Source organism: Pseudoalteromonas sp. ABE4_541 (assembly GCF_056312285.1).
On sequence record NZ_JBSVEM010000015.1, the window covers coordinates 101,544 to 120,397 of the forward strand.

Annotated in this window: 18 protein-coding genes; all 18 read left to right on the plus strand. The window is 39.9% G+C overall.

The window, feature by feature from the left end; translation table 11 throughout:
* Nucleotides 1-76: 76 nt before the first annotated feature.
* The 18 genes from wecA to ACW689_RS15065 all read left to right on the plus strand — a co-directional run bounded on the left by wecA (nt 77) and on the right by ACW689_RS15065 (nt 18,848).
* Nucleotides 77-1,120, plus strand: coding sequence for a UDP-N-acetylglucosamine--undecaprenyl-phosphate N-acetylglucosaminephosphotransferase (gene wecA, locus ACW689_RS14980; protein ID WP_476292785.1), 1,044 nt, complete (start codon nt 77-79; stop codon nt 1,118-1,120).
* Nucleotides 1,121-1,136: 16 nt separating this feature from the next.
* Nucleotides 1,137-1,544, plus strand: a complete 408-nt coding sequence (gspG, locus tag ACW689_RS14985; RefSeq protein WP_476292756.1) for a type II secretion system major pseudopilin GspG — start codon at nt 1,137-1,139, stop codon at nt 1,542-1,544.
* Nucleotides 1,544-3,181, plus strand: a complete 1,638-nt coding sequence (locus ACW689_RS14990; RefSeq protein WP_476292786.1) for a GspE/PulE family protein — start codon at nt 1,544-1,546, stop codon at nt 3,179-3,181. The genes gspG and ACW689_RS14990 overlap by 1 nt, the downstream gene beginning before the upstream one ends.
* Nucleotides 3,181-4,380, plus strand: coding sequence for a type II secretion system F family protein (locus tag ACW689_RS14995; RefSeq protein ID WP_476292757.1), 1,200 nt, complete (start codon nt 3,181-3,183; stop codon nt 4,378-4,380). The genes ACW689_RS14990 and ACW689_RS14995 overlap by 1 nt, the downstream gene beginning before the upstream one ends.
* Entirely contained in the window at nt 4,364-4,774 is a 411-nt protein-coding gene (locus ACW689_RS15000; protein ID WP_476292758.1) for a pilus assembly FimT family protein, read from the plus strand. The genes ACW689_RS14995 and ACW689_RS15000 overlap by 17 nt, the downstream gene beginning before the upstream one ends.
* The gene (locus tag ACW689_RS15005) at nt 4,764-5,189 is read left to right on the plus strand and encodes a type II secretion system protein (RefSeq protein ID WP_476292759.1); all 426 of its coding nucleotides are present in this window, start codon (nt 4,764-4,766) and stop codon (nt 5,187-5,189) included. The genes ACW689_RS15000 and ACW689_RS15005 overlap by 11 nt, the downstream gene beginning before the upstream one ends.
* Nucleotides 5,182-5,853, plus strand: coding sequence for a prepilin-type N-terminal cleavage/methylation domain-containing protein (locus ACW689_RS15010; protein WP_476292760.1), 672 nt, complete (start codon nt 5,182-5,184; stop codon nt 5,851-5,853). Before ACW689_RS15005 ends, ACW689_RS15010 begins: the two co-directional genes overlap by 8 nt.
* Nucleotides 5,853-6,716: a type II secretion system minor pseudopilin gene (locus ACW689_RS15015; RefSeq protein ID WP_476292761.1), complete on the plus strand. Its 864-nt coding sequence runs from the start codon at nt 5,853-5,855 to the stop codon at nt 6,714-6,716. The genes ACW689_RS15010 and ACW689_RS15015 overlap by 1 nt, the downstream gene beginning before the upstream one ends.
* Nucleotides 6,713-7,831 (plus strand): hypothetical protein, encoded by a 1,119-nt coding sequence (locus ACW689_RS15020; protein WP_476292762.1) that lies wholly within the window; start codon nt 6,713-6,715, stop codon nt 7,829-7,831. Before ACW689_RS15015 ends, ACW689_RS15020 begins: the two co-directional genes overlap by 4 nt.
* Nucleotides 7,821-8,384, plus strand: a complete 564-nt coding sequence (locus tag ACW689_RS15025; RefSeq protein WP_476292763.1) for a hypothetical protein — start codon at nt 7,821-7,823, stop codon at nt 8,382-8,384. The genes ACW689_RS15020 and ACW689_RS15025 overlap by 11 nt, the downstream gene beginning before the upstream one ends.
* Complete coding sequence (locus ACW689_RS15030) at nt 8,381-8,905, plus strand: hypothetical protein (protein ID WP_476292764.1); 525 nt, start codon at nt 8,381-8,383, stop codon at nt 8,903-8,905. Before ACW689_RS15025 ends, ACW689_RS15030 begins: the two co-directional genes overlap by 4 nt.
* The gene (locus tag ACW689_RS15035) at nt 8,905-10,953 is read left to right on the plus strand and encodes a secretin N-terminal domain-containing protein (RefSeq protein ID WP_476292765.1); all 2,049 of its coding nucleotides are present in this window, start codon (nt 8,905-8,907) and stop codon (nt 10,951-10,953) included. Before ACW689_RS15030 ends, ACW689_RS15035 begins: the two co-directional genes overlap by 1 nt.
* 309 nt (nt 10,954-11,262) lie before the next feature.
* A complete protein-coding gene (locus ACW689_RS15040; protein ID WP_476292766.1) occupies nt 11,263-12,585 on the plus strand; it encodes a hypothetical protein in 1,323 nt (440 codons plus the stop codon).
* Between the two features lie 377 nt (nt 12,586-12,962).
* Nucleotides 12,963-14,060, plus strand: coding sequence for a DegT/DnrJ/EryC1/StrS family aminotransferase (locus ACW689_RS15045; RefSeq protein WP_476292767.1), 1,098 nt, complete (start codon nt 12,963-12,965; stop codon nt 14,058-14,060).
* 6 nt (nt 14,061-14,066) lie between these two features.
* Entirely contained in the window at nt 14,067-14,636 is a 570-nt protein-coding gene (locus ACW689_RS15050; protein ID WP_476292768.1) for an acyltransferase, read from the plus strand.
* On the plus strand, nt 14,633-15,661 hold the full coding sequence (locus ACW689_RS15055; protein ID WP_476292769.1) for a TDP-N-acetylfucosamine:lipid II N-acetylfucosaminyltransferase family protein: 1,029 nt from the start codon (nt 14,633-14,635) through the stop codon (nt 15,659-15,661). Before ACW689_RS15050 ends, ACW689_RS15055 begins: the two co-directional genes overlap by 4 nt.
* The gene (locus tag ACW689_RS15060; protein WP_476292770.1) at nt 15,661-17,079 is read left to right on the plus strand and encodes an MOP flippase family protein; all 1,419 of its coding nucleotides are present in this window, start codon (nt 15,661-15,663) and stop codon (nt 17,077-17,079) included. Before ACW689_RS15055 ends, ACW689_RS15060 begins: the two co-directional genes overlap by 1 nt.
* Complete coding sequence (locus ACW689_RS15065) at nt 17,076-18,848, plus strand: asparagine synthase-related protein (protein WP_476292771.1); 1,773 nt, start codon at nt 17,076-17,078, stop codon at nt 18,846-18,848. Before ACW689_RS15060 ends, ACW689_RS15065 begins: the two co-directional genes overlap by 4 nt.
* Nucleotides 18,849-18,854 lie beyond the last annotated feature (6 nt).

Consider the following 18,854-nt stretch of genomic DNA (forward strand, 5'->3'; position numbering starts at 1 on the left):
TCATGTGTATTAGCGTTGGGCTATAATACTCTGCTTAGTCAAATTTCTAAAAGTGGGATTGTATTATAACATGGTGATGATTTTTGCCTTCTTGGCGTCATATTGTTCAATATTCATGATGAAACCGATGGCGCAAAAGTTAGGGTTAGTGGACATACCAACGGAAAGAAAAAAGCACGTGGGTTCAATTCCGCTGATAGGTGGTTTGTCTATATTTTTGGCCGTGTTTATATCAGTCCTAATTTTTATACCTCTAGAGAAAAAGCTAGTTGTTTACTTATTATGTGCTGCCGCTATCGTGGTTTTAGGGGTGATAGATGATTATAAACAGCTTGGGGTTAAAGTAAGGCTTTGTGTTCAAACACTTGTCGCGCTTATTATGATGTGGGGTTCTGATATATATATCCACAACTTGGGCAATTTATTTGGTTTTGGCGATATAGATTTAGGCTTGTTTGGGATTCCATTTACCATTGTTGCAGTAATAGCTGCGATAAATGCGTTTAATATGATTGACGGAATTGATGGTTTAGCTGGTGCAATAAGTATCATTACTTTTTTAGCTATTTTTGTGCTTACCGCAATTAATGGCGTTGAATTAAGTATATTACCACTTATTATAATTGCGACCATAGTGCCTTATTTAGCGTTCAATTTAGGAATAATGGGGCATCGTAACAAAAAGATATTTATGGGGGATGCTGGATCCATGTTCATTGGGTTAAGCGTAGTGTGGCTGTTGGCAATTTCAACTCAATCAAGTACACAAAATGCCCTAAGTCCGGTTACAGCGTTGTGGGTGATAGCGCTACCATTAATGGATATGGTCGCAATTATTATTCGCAGACTTCGAAAAGGCCAATCTCCTTTCAAAGCGGATCGCGATCATCTACATCATGTTTTTATGCGTATAGGCTTCAGTTCACGCAATGCACTTATTAGTATTTGTCTATTTTCTATAGCGCTCACCTTGGTCGGTGTGATTGGTGAGATAATGGGTATTCAAGACTGGATTATGTTAACGCTATTTTGTATTGTGTTTGCATGTTATTCCACTTGCATTCAACACGCTTGGAAAGTGGCTCGATTCGTGCGTAAGCATGTGTTAGTAAAAAAATAATTCTTTGGACTTTTTAATGAAAAATATACGTCGTACTCAAACAGGCTTCACCATGATGGAGCTTTTGATAGTTATTGTAATTTTGGGTCTATTGATGTCTTTGGTGGCACCTAATTTTTTAAAGAAATTAAGCTCATCGGAGCGTAAAATTGCGGCTGCTCAAATGGCGTCGTTAGAGACCGCTTTAGATACTTATCGTTTAGATGTAGGCCGGTACCCCGAAAAACTGAGTGAATTAATGGAGAGTGATGACCCGCGCTGGGATGGCCCTTATTTAGCTAAAGAGCTTCCTGTAGACCCTTGGGGGAATGCGTATTTCTATAGTTCGAATGCAAAGGTCGATAAGCCTTATGAATTAAAATCTTTTGGTGCTGATGGGAAGCTCGGTGGTGAAGGCAATAACGAAGATATAACGCCCGAATGATGGAACAGATTCTACAAACACAATTTAGTGTTTCAAACGATGATTTGATTTCTGCCAAAAATTACCAGCAAAAAATTGGTGGTAGAATCGAGCATATATTAGTGAATATGGGTGTTCTTACAGAAGATCAGCTGCCACTTTTGTTAAGCCGTGCTTTTGATATCCCACTGTTTAGTGAATCAGATTTTGACAGCAGCTACCTACCACTTGATCTTATCAAAACAGTCCCTTTCCAAGCTGAACAATGTCAGTTGTTTAAAGTTAAAGACAATGTGTTACACCTTGCTGTTAATGATCCTTTCAACTTACAAGTAAACGATTGGATTGCAGAACAACCGCAAAGTGTAAAGCTGTATATCGCATCAGTAGATGATTTAAATTGGCTCACTGAACAACTCGGCGGTGAAGCTCCTCCTCCTGCTTTGCAAACGTTTACCAGTGAAGAGGAAAAGCTAAAAGAGTTGGCTTCTGAGACGCCAGTCGTAAATTTATTAAACTCTTTGATAAGCAAGGCGCTTAGGCAAGGAGCATCGGATATGCACTTGGAACCGTTGGAGGGGAATTATCGAGCGCGTTTTCGAGTAGATGGCGTACTACATGAGGCTGAGCGTATTTCTAAAGGTATGCAGTTGCCTCTGATTACCAGACTGAAAATCCTTTCTGGTATGGATATCGCGGAGAAAAGGCGGCCACAGGATGGCAAAATCGAAATGAAAATTGCCAACGAAGAATTAGATATTAGGGTTTCAGCATTGCCGCTAAATGACGGTGAGTCGGTCGTGATGCGTTTCCTAAGAAAGGAAAGTATACAGTATGACATGAAAGTACTTGGGCTTTCTGAAGATGTTGAGCGATCAATTCAGACTGACATCAAAAAAACGGCAGGCGTTATTCTTCTTACAGGTCCAACAGGTTCTGGTAAAACGACGACCCTATATACATTCTTGAATGCGTTGAACAATGATGATGTAAAGATTGTTACATTGGAAGACCCCGTTGAGTATCAATTAGCGGGTGTGAACCAGGTGCAAGTAAATAAAAATATTGGATTTGATTTTGCTTCAGGACTTAGATCTATTGTTCGCCAAGATCCAGACATCATCATGTTAGGTGAAATACGGGACAAAGAAACAGCGAGGATCGCGCTTCAGTCTGCTTTAACTGGCCACTTAGTTTTTTCAACTGTTCACACCAACGATGCTGCAAGTGCTTATACACGCTTATTAGATTTAGGTGTGGATGAATTTTTGCTTAATGCTGCGCTGATCTCAGTTATCGCACAGCGTCTGGCACGAAAGTTATGCAATTGTGCGCAACCGCATCCAAATTCTCACGAAGTTATTGAGAAGTATTCGCTTGCATCGCTAGCTAAGAGTGCGGGGCTAGATAAGTTAGACTTGCGTGTTGCTAAAGGTTGTGAGGGATGCGCATATACTGGCTATAAAGGAAGAATCGCAATCACTGAGTATTTGGCGTGCGATGATACAATTAGAGCGTTACCAAAAGATAGTGACTTCATTTATGAAGCTCATAAACATAATGCTTCACAAGGTCGTAGAACGTTAATGGAAGATGGCTTATATAAAGTCATTCAAGGTGCCACGACAATAGATGAAGTGATTCGGGTTGCAGGTTAATGAAAACGTTTACCTATAAAGCTTTTGATAAGTCAGGGGCAAAAATTGAAGGTGAAATAGATGCGCAAGATGAGCATGCGGTACTTGCTGAATTGTCTCGCGAAAACCTAATTCCTTATGAAGTATCAGCTTATAGGGAAAGTACGTTTTCCAGTTTTCAAAGTCAGAAGGTTTCACTCGCAGATATCGAGTTTTTTACCTCTGAATTAAGCTTACTTTTAAAAACTGGCGTCAGGGTTGATAAAGGGCTGGAAATTATATCAAAGACAAAAGCCAAACCCTCACTTGCAAATATACTAAAAACGATTAGTAAAGACATAAAAGAAGGGCAAAACTTGTCTGGTGCCTTGAGAGCACACCCAAAAGTCTTTGATGACTTGTATTGTAATTTAGTTGAACTGGGAGAATCATCTGGGGATTTAGCTACAGTTTTTAGTGGCTTGGCACAGGATTTAAAGTTTAGGCGGGAGCTTAGAGGAAAAGTTATCAGTGCGTTGACTTATCCTAGTGTGATATTTTTTGTTTGCTTGATGAGCATTGTTTTCATATTTAATGTCATTATTCCTAAAATGGCTGATATGTTTTCTCAAGCTAAAGAGTTACCTTGGTATACATCTGCCATGCTAGATATGAGTAGTTTTATGCAAAGCTACCAACTTTTCGTTTTCGGTGCATTTATTGTAATACCACTTGCAACTGTCTCTACTTTCAAGTCGCCTTCCGCTAAAAAGTATAGAGATAAGCTGTTATTGCGACTGCCGTTAGTAAAAAATGCGGTGGTTACGCTCGAAAGAATACGCTTTAATAGTGGTCTAGCATTGATGATCAAATCTGGTCTTGCAATAGATAGAGCTCTGGAGTTGGCGAATGGAAATATTAAAAACTCGCTAATTTTACCTGAAATGCAAGTAGCACGAAAAAAAGTATATGAAGGCGAAAAGCTTTCAACCACTTTGAGTCAAACACAATTATACCCTCCATTTTTCGTATCACTACTTGAAGTTGGTGAAGAATCTGGAGAGCTTGCCATCGTTTTTGATGAAATATCTCAGCGCTCTAGAGCTGATTTTGAGTCATGGGCCGAAAAGTTGACCACTTTACTTGAGCCTCTGATGATACTGTTCATGGGGGGGGTTGTCGGCGGTGTTGTTGTCACTATGCTAATGAGTATGGTCTCTTTGAATGATGTCGCTTTTTAAAAATAAATACGAGCGCTTTGATAAAGTTCGCGGCTATACACTTATTGAGTTGCTGATCGTTATGAGTCTAATGGCACTCATTCTTTCTTTAGTCGCGCCACTATCTTTTCACGCAATTGAAAAATCTAACGCTAAGTCTGAATATCTTGAATTAGTCACGTACTTGAGTAATGTTGGAAATAAAGCTTTTTTAGAGGGACAAGAGTATCACTTAAAGATCACGGATGATAGAAGCATACTCTCCACAGCTCAGAGTTCGGTTTCAAAGACATACCAATACTTAAAATTGGAGCCTGTAAATATTCGAATTAATCGTCAGGGCTACGCTGTACCAGGAAAAATTAAAGTGTACTTCAAGGGCCAAAACAGAGAGATAGAGCTAAATGCGTACTAAGGGGTTTACGCTTATCGAGCTGCTTGTTGCTGTGGTTATTTTTCTTAGTGCCGTGACCGCTATTTCTCTAGTTTACCGGGGCGCTCTACTTAGCAGTCAAAGAGCTTCTGAACATGTTGTCATTTCAAGTTACGTTCCTTCCATATTAAAAGTCGTGCGCGCTTCACTAAGAGCGCAGCCTTTTACTTTAAGTGAGCTCTCGGGTGAGGGAGAATTTGAGCAGTTAGAGTATCGTTGGACGGCACAAGCATTAGAAAGTAAAAGCGTTTCCAATTCTCCCGTAAGCGGCTCATTAACAACGACGCTTGCAGTTCAATCCAACAGTTATAAGTTGTGGCAGGTTTCACTGAAAATTAAGTTAAGCAAAGTGAATGAAGAGTTTTCTTTTTATGAGGTGAGCTGGCGAGATGGGTAAAGTGAAAGGTTTTACACTCATAGAAATGCTGATCGCCACGACTTTACTGATGGTTTTGTTGGCAACCGCTAATTTTGTATATTTTCAATTAGTTTCTCGTTGGGATAAAGAACTCGGTAATTTTATGGACGCTGCGAAGTTTTCTAAAGTTAGTATGCAGCTAGAAAGTGTATTGTCGGGCATTCAACCTTATATTGTCAGGTCTAAAGTGGGGGCGCCGGTTATGTTTTTTGAAGGCGGAGAACACGCTTTATTGGCAACAAGTACAAATGGTATCGTTTATGATCAGGAGCCGGTGATTTTTCGCCTTAGCTTGCAAAATCAAGATGGTAAAAGCCAGTTGTTATATCAGTCTTTACCCCTATCATCGCTTATTTTACAAACCACTGAGCAAGAGATTGTATTCACTCATTCACTTGTACTACTTGATGATATGCAAAAAGTGCAATTCCGATATTTTGGCTGGGATAACTTGTCTAAAAAGTCTTCTCGAGTGGGACAAGAGGTTTGGCATAAGTTGTATTCAGGTGCTGATTCAGCGCTGATACCAAGTAAAATTGAATTTTCCTTTACGGCAGATTCATTGAGTAACACCTTGTATTCAGAACTGACTAAAGAGCCAAATTCTTGGTATAGGCACTATTTTGATTCAGGTAATATTTGATGAATAATAAAGGCATTGCACTTATCCAAGTTTTAATCCTCTTGGCGATTTTGTCAGTGATGGCATTATTTTTTGCCAAAAGTGCAAAGCAGCAAGTCGAGTTTGCGCACAGCTTTAATTATAAGAGCAAAGCAATCGTTGCAAATCATTCTGCCGAATCGTTAATTTTGTATAACTTACTTACAAAGTCTAAAGGGCCAAATGACCTTATATCGAAAGAAGAACTCAGATTTGATGATAAGTGGAACTTTCACAGTCAATCATTTCGTTTGGACGAATTTAATGAAGTTAAGCTTCAGGACTTAAGAGGGCTACTAAACTTAAATTATCCAGAAAAAGATAGGGTACAACGGGTATTGACTAACTATGGTCTTTCTAATTATGATGCTCAGCTACTTTACGGTAAAATAGTGGACTATCAGGATTTAGATACCATTAATCAGTATTTCGACCAAGAATACGCATATAAAAATGGAGTAATACAGCATACGGCTGAGTTAAATGCACTGATAGATGATACAGAGTTGTTAGGTATGTTGGAGAGAAACTCTACCGTATTTAAAACAAGCAAATTTAACCCCATGACTTCACCTAATGAATTACTTTCGCTTTTGTTTCATGGTGAGATTGCTCGTGCTGTAATCTCTCTTAGAAATAGCAACGCTTTAACAGATAGAAAGTTTTCAGATTTATCGGGAGTAATGGAAAGTGAAAGTGTTATTTTGTACCCCTCAAATCGCTTTCGAGTCACAATTGCAACAAAAATAGAAAACGTTCGCTATGTTCGAACACTTTATTATTTGTTAAATCCCAGTAAAGCAAGTCCTGTAGACCTAGTCTCAGTAGAAGTAAAAGAGATATGAATCAAATACTAGAAAAAATAAAAAAGTGGCTCTTTGTGCGTTTCGTGGGGTACTACAGTCAGGGCCATTATAAGTTTGTACTAGATGGTAGCAACTTACTTTTGAAGCGCAGTGAAAAGCAGGTCGGTATTATTACTATTTATGATAAACAGTACTATTCGGAGACCGTTAATAAAATTCCTGTAAAAGAAGCTTCAGCCGTAAAAAAAGTGCTTGAAACACAGCGAAAAATGTCTTTGCCAAAGGTGAGTTTTTATTCAGTAGGTAGCGATAATACAGACTTTACTTATTACAACTCCTGGGTTTTCCGTGAGGAGGTGAGCCGTAGTTGGATTATGCTTCCGGAAAGCTATGTGTTAGCCAAAACGCTCGAACCGTTAGAAGTCGCGCTTGACTCAACTCGAAATTACTTCTGTGCACAAGGACTGGGTCTGACATACTCAGGGTACAAAACACCGCTCGTAAATAGCTCTGAACGCTTTGCTCATGCCGTGGGAATTGCCAGTGATAAGCACAAAGAAATTGCGACTGAACAGCAAAAAGTTCAATTGCTTTTCAATGGTATAAATAAATCTCTTCTCACATTGGTAAAACACTTTTTTAATGTATCATTTTTTAAAACATATAAAGCACAAGCACAACGAACCGCGTCTGTTTGTGCTCTAATTTTTGTGACTTATTCACTTCTATCCAGCGCCTATATTTATATAAACATGCTGAATGTTGAATCGACCTTAGAAAGCAAGCGCTCAGAAGTAGATAACGCACTTGATACATTTAACATGCTTGATACAAAGCTAGCAAAATTGAATGCGCAAAAAGGTATTTTTATCAATACGCCGATTGTGAGTCCTTACTTTTTTGCGATAGAACCTTTATCTAAAATAGCTCATTTAAATAGTGTTGAACTTAGTAACGAGAGGTTCGTTGTTCGCGGAGATGCGAGCAATGCACTCTCAGCACTTGAGGCTCTAAAAAGCGTGGAGCGGGTGTCAGATGCTCGATTTGATTTTCCTGTCAGAAAGAATCGTGAGCGAGAACAATTTGTGATTAGTTTTGTGCTAGACCTCGCCGTTGATAGAGTAAAAATAGAGGGCGAGACTGATGAAAAGTGAGCTTTTACAAAAAAAGGCGTTGCTAGGCATTTTACTAATACTGTTAATCGCCAAGTTTGTTTTTGTACCGTTATTTACATGGCAGAAAGAGCAAGTTGATGTACTACAAAAAAATCAACAAAGATTAGCTAAATCATCCGCTGTCATTGCCAATGAATCACAATTGCACAATGCTCTTCAAGTTGTAGAAAGACAACTCAAGGAGTTCAATGAGTTAGTTTGGTCTTATGCTGAAGAAGCTGACTTTCGCTTTTCAAGTCAAAAGAAGCTCACCGCTTTGACAGAGCAATTTCAATTAGAGGTCGATAATATTGGATGGCTGACAAGGCTAGAAATACCAGAAGCAGGTTTAACTAGGCATCAACTCAATATTACTGTTTCTGGCAATACGGTTAATATTCAGAAGTTCTTGAATAATCTAGAAGCACAACAGAGCAAAATTTCAATCCGTCAATTTAAGGTGTCTTACCTGTCCCAAGACGAGGCATCTTTGGGGCGTTCTCAATGCAATTTGCTGCTTTCGCTGTATATGCACCAACAAGAGGTTGAATGATGGGCCGCTTATCGTATTTGATGATTTTCATTTTTTGCATATTTTTATCGTTAAAAGGCGTAGCCTTGTTTGATGGCGAAAGCTCCCCTTCACAAGTGCAAAGTTTGCAACCGAAAGTAGAATCCTTTCTGATGCCGATAATTACTGAGCAAACATTCACGCAATTAAATGAGCTTGTTGGGCGCCATGAAGAGACACCGCAGGCTAATGATAGCTCGCTGATGAATGCACAACAGCAAGCACAGCAAAGCGGTGAGCTATTCGATTTTTTCATTGGCGAGCAAAAATTGCAGCTCAAAGCCATTATTGACAACTCAGGTAAACGTTTTGCATTAATTGCAGTAAAAGATTTGAAGTCAGGCGAAGAAGTCGTTGAGCGTTATGTTCACGGTCAAAATACGCATGGTTATGACGTAGAAATTACAGAGGCGAAAAGCGTTAACTTTAAAAAATCGTCACAAGAAGTAACGCTATTAATGTATGAAAGTAAAAGAGACATCAAAATGAGAGCGGATAAATAATGATGCCATCAAAGAATTTAATACTCGTTAGTGCGTTGACTGCTGCATTAACCGCTTGTAGCACGTCTCCTAAAACGGTATCTGTAAAAGATTCCTATTTGAGCATTAAAAATGCAAATAGTCGGCAAGCTGACAGCGAAGAAAAAGTGCCAGCAAGCAAAGACAGAGGATCGAAACAAAGCGGATTTGTTTATCTGTCAGCCGTGGAAGTGAATGAAGAAATTAGCGATTCGCAAGATTTACTGGCTGGCTACTTTAGTGATTCTGAAAAAGTGAAATTAGCGCTCGACACGTTGAAAGTGAGAGATTTTCTCCACTATGTATATGGAGAGCTTTTATCGGTTAATTATGTGCTTGGCGAGGCGTTGAGCACCAGTAATGATCAGGTGACCCTTAATTTTCAAAAAGAACTAACAAAAAGAGAGTTGTTTGATGTTAGTCGAGAGTTATTGGAAGAGAGGGGAATAACATTCCGTTTTAAAGACGATGTTCTATATATCCATAAAAATGCGGATGGTACTGCGGGTAATTTAGTTTATGGGTATGGAAACCGAAAAGAGGATGTCCCTAATACAAGCGATGAAATCATACAGCTTGTGCCATTTAGAAGTGGCACGCAGGTTTCTTTAGCGGGCACAATTAAAGAACTGACGCGTATTGATGTCAGGCAGCTGTTTGAACAAAAAGCGATGCTAATCAAAGGAAAACGCCGAGATGTAATAAAGGCGCTTGAATTTATTCAGCTGTTGGACCAGCCTACTTTTAGAAATAGACAAGTGGCGATGTTTAAGGCTGAGTTTGTTCCTTCTGAAGAGTTGAGTAAAGATTTACTGAATTTACTTAAACAGGATGGCATTAGCGCAAGCGATCAAACCTCTATTGAACAAGCCGTATCCATAGTACCAATAGAGAGAACTAACACGCTGGTCTTTTTTGCGAATGAGAGAAAGTATTTACAACGTGTTTCTTTTTGGGCTGAGCGGTTAGACAAGCCTGCCGATGGTAATGAAACGCAGTTTTTTATTTTTGAACCAGAATTTGCGAGAGCAATAGATTTGGGTCAGAGCTTGCAGCGTTTATTTGGCCAAAACACTGGGGAAATAGGCGCTTCAACTTCAAGTTCGCAGCAAAAAGAGGCGAACCAGTCATCTTCGCAAAGCAATACTAGAAGCGGCCTTTTTGTTAGCCAAAATGGCTTGCGGATGGTGGTAGACGAACGCTCGAATTCACTGATTTTTGAAACTACGGGTGATAAGTACCGCTCACTCAAGCCTTTAATTAAGCGATTAGATGTATTGCCTAAGCAAGTTGTGCTAGAAGTATTAATAGCTGAAGTAAAGCTTACTGATATATTTAAACAAGGTGTCACATTCGCTTTATCTAATTTAGGTGCAGATATTACCGGTGGCTTTGAGTTTACCTCTGCCGCAGATACAGGGTTAACCTATAAGTTAAAAGGTGCATCTGGCAATCTTGCTTTGAACTTACTAGAGACAAACACAAATGTGAATGTATTGTCTCGGCCAACGCTTGCGGTACGAGATGGTGTTTCGGCCAATATTAATGTGGGGGATAAAATTCCCGTGGTAGGTGAATTAGTGACTTCACCTGATGTTGGTACCCAAACGTCGGTTAATTACTTGGATACGGGCATCAACCTGACCGTCACACCGACTGTTAATGCACAAGGCGTTGTATTGATGGAGATTGAGCAAAAGATTAGCTCTCAGTCATCCGGTGGTGCCGGTGCTGGTGGTAACCCTATTATTTTAGATAGAGCACTCAAAACAGAAGTGATTGCAGCAGATGGTCAAACTATTATGCTCGGTGGTTTGATCGATGAAAAGTCAACCTATAACGACAAGCGGGTGCCTTTTTTCTCATCTATTCCTGTATTCGGAAAATTATTTGATGGCACCGATAATAATGTTGTTAAAACAGAGCTTGTCGTGTTTGTAACGCCAAAAATTGTACACACAGCTGACAATTGGAATGCAATATTGCGTGAATTTAGACAAACACTCACTAAGTTAGAGGTGACAAATTAATTAAATTTGTAATATATTAAGCGTAAAATAATAACATGTTCTATTTCAGGCTTCTTTGGTTAACGACATAAGCTGCTATGAAGAAAGATAATTGTATATATTTTGCTCTCAATGTTTTTTTTCTTTCTTTTTGTATAGAAAAATGACTTTTAGCAGTGTTAACTGCTTGACAATAGACCGACTTTGTTTAGACTGAGACCTTGTTTGACTGTTAGTCACTTAGGTGACGGCCTAATTGAAAGTCAAAAAACTAAAAAAATTGGAACTTATTAAAATGTTCCTGTTTCATGAAACTTTGGAGAATGGATAATGTTCAAAAAATCTCTACTAGCGCTTGCTTTTGCAGGTGTTTCAGTTGCTGCTAACGCAGGCACAGTAGCCGTAGGTGCACCTGGTGCTATCAACATCTCGCTTGAAGGTAACAAGCAGTTAGGTTCATCTGTAATTGCTGCAGCTGATCTTAACACAATTACTATCGATACCGGTGCAGAGTACATTGTAAACGACGTATTCGTAGTAACTCTTTCTGGTGCTGAGTTCGATACGACTGTAACTCCTACAGCAGCAACTGGTGCTGCGTCTACATTCGCATTCGTAGATTACCCAGATTCATCAACTGCACGTTTCCGTGTAAGTACTGCTAACAACCCAGCTGACGCTACTGGTGTAATCACTTTCGGTGGTTTCTCACTAAAAACAGGTTCTGCTGCTGACAAAGGTACTATCCAGTTCGGTGCAAAAGCTGTCTCTGTGAACCCTTCAATCGGTGATTACGACGCTTCTAAAGCAGTTACTGTAGCTACATTTGCTTCTCAGTTTTCTTCTGCTTTAACTAAGTTAGACGGTGAAGTTTCTACTGCGAAAGGTCGTAAAGAGTTCACAAACACAGGTTCTACACTGAAAGATATCCTTACAGTGGACCTAACTGATAATGCAGGCCACCACGATGGCATTACTTTCTCTAAAGTAACTCACGTGCTTAAAGGTGACTTCTCTTACGCTATCGACTACGATGCGGATAAGAGCGGTAAACTTTCTGCAGCTGAACTAGCTACAGCGTTCACTCTACCTACTGGTGGTGACACATTTGCACTAGCTATCAATGATGCACTTACTGAGCTAACAATTACTCAAACAGCTGCTGGTACACTTGATGACTTCACTGTTCAACCAAATGTTAAAGGTGAAACTGCGGGTGGTTCTGTAATCAACGCGCCTCAGTCATTCACTCTTGCTTCTACAGCTGTAAACGCTGGTGCAACAGCAACTGTAGCACTAGCTGCTAAAGATGCTGGTAAGTGGACTCTAGATGGTTCTAACGATGAAATCTCGTTCATGCCATTCGCTTCTCAGTACGCTCAATCAGTTAACGTTACAAACACAGGTACTGTTGAAGGTGCTATCACTGTAACTCTAACTGCTGATGGTAAAGATTACGTTAAGACTTTAACTGCAATTGCTGCTGCTAAGTCTGTAACTAACATCACTGCAGAAGTTGTAGCGTTCGCTAAAGAGTCTGGTATCACTGGTAACGCACGTATCAACGTTGTAGTAAATGCTCCTTCTGCTAACATCGCAGTAGATGCTATCTACTACCACAAAGCTGACGCTGACCGCGTTAAAACTAAGTAATTAGTTTTTAGCTTTAATATAAAAAAGCGAGCTTAGGCTCGCTTTTTTGCTTTTACACTTTTGTCTGCGTATGTTTACCTCTAAAGTCTTCGACGAGTCTGAAGCTATTTCACTCCCGCAAAAACAGTGCTGTTATAACTTAACTGATACATGTTCCTGCTCAAACTACGTATGCTTTATCTCACAGCGCGACCATAATGATCATGCTGTTATTTCTTGTTTATGAGCCTTTATCTTCTGAAAAACATTCGATTTTCTGAATAGGTAGTTTATGTTATATGAGACTATAGGGCTGGAAACTAAAGAAACTGTCAAACTGGATTCGAGCAAGTGATTTTGCTAATATCTCGCATCCAGTCTATGTTTGTGAGTGTCATGTGAAATACCCAATTGTTAAACCTTTTTTACCTAGTGAGTCAATTTATCAGCAGCACATTAGTGGTATTTTTGAACGAAACTGGCTGACTAATAATGGGGTATGCTTACAAGAATTAGAGAATAAGTTAAAGCAGGAAATTGGCGTTGAACATTTGCTGCTCGTTGCTAATGGTACGCTTGCCTTGCATATCGCTTATGCAGCACTTGGCATTACTGGAAATGTACTCACGACACCATTTTCTTTTGCGGCAACAGCCAGTTCGCTTGCTTTTCAGGGGCTTTCTCCTGAGTTTATTGATATAGACAAAAATACATATAATCTTGATATTACTAAAGCGACTGAGCAGCAACTTGTACAGGCTTCTGCGATAGTGGCTGTGCACGTATTTGGTAACCCGTGTGATCACCAAGCCTTGCAGGCACAAGCGGATAAATATGATCTCAAGATCATTTATGATGCAGCGCATGCTTTTGGCTCTACGTTAGATGGTAAGGCACTATTGGCATATGGCGATGCCGCGACAATAAGTCTTCACGCTACAAAAATGTTTCATACCGTGGAAGGCGGCGCGGTTATTTTTAAACGAAAAGAAGATTTAGAAAAAGCGAAGAAGTTAATCAACTTTGGACTTAATGCCCAGCAAATACCTGACTGTGTAGGGACGAATGCTAAATTGAGTGAAGTGCATGCTGCGATGGGGTTGGCATTGTTTGAGCATTTGCCGCATATTTTGGCCGTGCGAGCACAATTGCATCAGCACTATTCGAAGCGTTTATGTAACGTGTTACAGTTGCAGCGTTGGCATCAAAGTGGGTTGCCAAATGGGGCATATTTCCCAGTTGTTTTTGAAAGTGAAAATGAGCTTTTGTATATATCTCAAGTGCTTAAAGAGGAAGGCATTCAAACCCGCCGCTATTTTTACCCAAGTTTGAGTGAAGTGCCTGCTTATGGCATGAAAGGGTTAACTCCCATCGCGAATGATATCGCTGGTCGAGTTTTGTGTTTGCCGATGTATTCAGATTTAACAGCTGAAGGTGTGGACGAGATTTGTACTTCACTCATTAGATTGGTAAATGAATATCGAAGCAGGACATAGCTAAATATGCATTATACACGAGAAGAACTTCTTGCCTTAGGGTTTAAGTCGGTTGGAAAAAATCCACTGATTTCTAAAAAAGCTTCTTTTTATGGTATTTCCCGTATTGCCATTGGTGACCATGTTCGAATTGACGACTTTTGTGTGTTGTCCGCAGGTGAAGGCGGTATTGAATTTGAGGATTATATTCACATTGCTGTTTTTTCGAGCATTATAGGTGCAGGAAAGGTAGAAATAGGCTCTTATTCTAACATCTCGTCGCGTGTTTCAATTTATAGTAGTAGTGATGACTATAGTGGAGAGCATATGACGAACCCAATGGTGCCAAAAGAGTTTACCAACGTAGATGATGCGCCAGTGGTGATTGAAGAGCATGTCATTATTGGTAGTGGTTCGGTTATTTTACCGGGAACAATCTTGTCTAAGGGGTGCGCAGTTGGTGCACTGAGCCTTGTTAATCGTTCCTTAGACCCATTTACTATATACGCGGGCCAGCCAGCTAAAAAGGTCAAGAACAGAAGCCAAAATTTGTTAGGGCTTCAAACTCAATTTGAGAAAAGTATTAAAAAACTATGATCCTACACGTGTTTGCGGATACCCCACACCATTACCGGGGTATGAGTCGGTTTTTTTTGAATCATTGCAATTTAAAAGTCGAACAGCGTTTTATTGTTAAAAGTTCACACCAAGAGAGTGAGCCATGTTTTGAAACCTACCAAACAGCCAAAGAGCTGAAAGATATTTTAAGTCGACAGCCCAACGATAGTGTTATCGTTTTTCATGGGATTTTTGATGTACATGTATGGAAAGTTTTAGCTTTTAGCCCGTTATTGAAAAGGGCGAGCTGTATATTTTGGGGGGGAGAACTTTATCGCCACCAAAAGCCTCTCTCTGGTATTAAAGAGCGCCTTGCAAGAGCATTGCATACGGTATTTATAAAACGACAAAAGCATGTGTTTGCCTTAAATAAGGGCGATTCCACTTTAGCAGCGAAAACATTTGGCAGAAAAGTTGATGTGCTGCCTTATCCTTTAATCGGTGTAAGCGCGCCAAAAAACACACCAGAACCAGAGTGTACGAAGATTTTAATCGGTAATTCAGCAGCAGCGAGCAACAATCATGATGTCATTTTGGATCACCTTGCAAAGTGGAAGGACGAAAACATTGAGGTGATAGCTCCACTTAACTATGCTGGGCAAGCTGATTATGTAGAACGCATCGCAAAACGTGGCACGGAAATATTTGGAGATAAATTTAAAGCTATTACAACAATGCTTGAAAAAGAGGAGTATGATGCACTCTTAGGAGATGTGCATTGTACGGTTTTTGCTCAAAATCGCCAGCAAGGGCTTTATGTCGCTTATGCTATGCTATTGATGGGAAAGCCGATTTTTTTGCTCAGTGGTACTTCAAGTTATATCAATTTATCTGACTTAGGGTTCAATGTAGAAAAGACAGAAGCGCTTGAAGATATGACCTTTGATGAGCTTTTCGATGTGAGTCACCGAGTTAATCACCAAAACGCGCAATTAATGCATCAACACTTTACGGAAGAAGCTTTAGCACCAAAGTGGCGTAAATTAATAAGTGGACAAGATTGATGAGCATTGCAAAGCATGCATCTAATGGTGGTGCATGGGTTGGGCTATCAACTTTAATTAAAGGTCTTGTTCAGGTTGTTCAACTTATCATATTGGCGCGTGTGCTTTCCCCTCTTGAACTGGGCATTGTAGCTGTTATCAATTTAGTTGTAGGGTTTGCTCAAGTATTTGGTGATGCAGGCCTTTCGAATGCGCTTATTTACCACAAAGATTTATCGCAAAATCAGAAAAGCCAGCTGTTCGTTGTTAATATTTGCTTAGGTGCTGCGCTATCTATTTCAGTGGCCTTACTCAGCCCATTTATCGCTTGGTTTTTTGAGTTGCCTCAGCTAACCACTTTATTGCTATATTTGGCACCGGTTTTCTTTATTCGCAGTTTGGGACAACAGATCCAAGCGCTTTTACAACAAGCGATGGCTTTTAAGCGACTTGCTAAAATCGAAGTGTTTGCTCAATTGTTTGGTTTTTGCATGTTGTTGAGTGCACTTTGGTTTGGCTTAAAAGAGTCTGCGGTTGTTGTGGCGCAATTGAGTGTCGCTTTGGCGCTGTCATTTTCGTTTATGCTAATAACAGAATACCGTCCAAGACTGACTCGCGTTCACTATCAACAAGTGATTGAACCGATACGTTATGGCTTATACCAAACAGGTGAAAGCTTGGTGAATTATATGAGTGCTCAAATTGATCAACTTTTAGTTGGTAAATTGTTGGGTGCTGAAACTTTGGGTATTTACGCCTATATAAAAGACTTAGTGTTCAAACCTGCATTGCAGCTTATCAACCCAATTGTAAATAAAGTCGCATTTCCATTGATGGTTAACTTTGGTGACGAGCGAAATCGAAAGGCGCTTTATATGTCCATGCTGGCGTTACTTACGCTTATCAATGCACCGCTTTATATCTTTGCTGCCGAACATGCAGAGGTATTAATTACTTTGGTGTACGGAAGCAGTTGGCTAGAGCACGCCCAATTGCTGAAATGGATGGCGTACTACATGCTACTGATCTCAATCGTTAACCCGGTTGGTGTTTTGTTACGCTCTACTGGTAATGTAAAACGCGCTTTTTGGTGGAATGTATTTGTTTCTATTGTACGACCTTTGATTGTGGTTGCTTGTATTTCTGGTGGGGTTGTATTTTTGGCGCAAGCCTTGACTTTGTTGCAGTTTACCTTTGTCGTTTTACACGTTATTTTTCTTATTAAGCCACTGATATCACTACAGGCTGCTGATTTCTTCCGAACAATTGCACCTGCTACTATATGTGCTTTTACTCTCTCTTATCTTAGTAACTATGTTTATGCTCCAAGAGGGCTGTGGGAAACAACAATTAACCTCTTCATTTGTACTGGATTATATCTACTTTTAATGGCGCCTATTATTAAAAATTTAATTAAAGAGTTACGAGGTCACCAATGACAGGAATAGTTGGTTTTGTATCTGAAAATGCCAAGTCAATCACCAAACTAAATGAGTTAATGTCAGGCGAGCGAGTTTACTCACAACGTCAAGCTGAAGTTAGTTTAGATATTTTTAGCCAACATCAAAGCATTGCTGTTGAAATTATTGAAGAGTCTAGTATCGAGCTTGTTTTGTGGGGGGATATATTTGCCATAGCCGGGAGTGAAACTTCTAACCAAGAGGCATTGCACAAATTAAAAAGCGCTTATATTAATGGTGAATTGAAAGCTTGTTTAGGTACGGCCAGTGGTTACTTTGTGTTGGTTGTAAATGATAAGTCGGCTTTAACTATCAGTATTGCGTCCGACAAGCTGGGAATGAAACCTGTTTACCTCTGGCAGGATGAACAAAAATTGCAAGGCTTTTCCAGTGAGCTAAAGGCCTTGCTTGCCCACCCAAGTTTTGAGTTTGATATTGATCATGAGGGTGTTAAATGCTTTGGTGATGTGGGACATTATTTGGCGCTAGACACTGCGTATAACAATATTAAACGTCTCCCACCAGCTTCGATATGTACATTTGACTATGATGGTAACAAATGTTCACAGCACAGTTATTGGAGTTGGCAGAATATTAGACCCAATAAGCAAATCAGCTTTCATGAAGCACTTGCTAAAATGGGGGAGCTTTTTGAAAAGGCTATGCAACAAAGTTTCTCTAAAATTACGGGGTCTAGCGTTGCAATAACGCTTAGTGGCGGACTTGACTCGCGTGTTTTACTAGCTGCAGCGAAAAGGCATTTTAAAGGTGATATATATACGTTTACTTTTGGGGAAGCGGGTTGTCAAGATCAGGTTATCGCTCAACAAGTTGCTACATTGGCCGGCTCAGAACATCATTTTATAGAAATCAATCAATCAAATTGGTTTTCGGGTAGAGAGCAAGGAGTTTGGAGTACAGACGGACTTAAAAATGTTTTGCATATGCATGCATTAAAGGCTCTGCCCCTTATTTCCTCGAAGTCACACTTCTTGCTCAATGGTTTTTTGGGGGATGTGACAGCTGGCGGAAGCTATTTATGCTCCGGTGCGAGTGAGTCGACTACGCTTACTGCAGCCCAAGGGAAATTTAAACACCATGCTTCACATGCCGATTTTGACCAAGGCTATTTTAGCGATAGTTGTAGCGATGCTATTCTCGTATACAATCGCGGGGTGCGCTTTATTTCGGCTGGTAGTGATTTATTGGCTTCACATTTACATCAGTTAAAGCCATTCGTGGAGAATGAGTTTATGGAGTTTATGTATAGCTTGCCAGAAGACTATAGAAGAAACGGACGGATTTATCATCACATGTTGCTTGACTTATATCCAGAGTATTTTGCGACGATCCCTTGGCAACAAACAGGAAAACCTATCTCGAAAAATACTAACGTTTCGGTATCTACAGCAACCTCGGTGAAAGGCCGTATAAAACAGTGGATTGTTGGGACGCCGATCGAACTAATGGCTCGCAAGCTATATCGAAAACTTGCGCAGAAACATCACTATGTAGCTTACGATACATGGCTGAGAGAGCCTAGTTTTAAGCATTATGTAGAAACATTAGTGTTAGATACTGAAAGTGAGTTACTTAATCAACAGCTCTCTTTTGAACAAAGAGCTTTAACGCTCAAAAAATACTATGAAGGCGACCCAAATATGAAAGCTGAGTCTATTGGTGGTCTCCTAACATTGGCGTTATTCGCACAACAAGTAAGTAAAGTGAAACAAAAAACTACAATTTGATAACTT